Origin of the sequence: Vreelandella aquamarina (genome assembly GCF_020075495.1) — a bacterium.
In the GTDB taxonomy this organism is placed as follows: domain Bacteria; phylum Pseudomonadota; class Gammaproteobacteria; order Pseudomonadales; family Halomonadaceae; genus Vreelandella; species Vreelandella aquamarina_A.
In genome coordinates this window covers 1-255 of the sequence record NZ_JABYQT010000054.1, presented here as the reverse complement: position 1 = coordinate 255, position 255 = coordinate 1, and the positions used below count along the sequence as shown (strand labels likewise).

Below are 255 nucleotides of genomic sequence, written 5' to 3'. Positions count from 1 at the left end.
CGGAAACGCGTAGTCGATGGGAAACGGGCTAATATTCCCGTACCGGACATGATTGCGATGGGGGGACGGAGAAGGCTAGGTGAGCCAGGCGTTGGTTGTCCTGGTGAAAGTCAGTAGGCTTGGGTCTTAGGTAAATCCGGGACCCTTCAAGGCCGAGAGACGAGACGAACTGACCACGGTCAGGAAGTCATTGATGCCACGCTTCCAGGAAAAGCCTCTAAGCTTCAGATCATGTGCGACCGTACCCCAAACCGA

Annotated in this window: 1 rRNA gene; it reads left to right on the top strand. The window is 55.3% G+C overall.

Features of this window, described 5'->3' with window-relative positions:
• Positions 1 to 255 (top strand): 23S ribosomal RNA (locus HW452_RS17805); the annotation flags it as partial.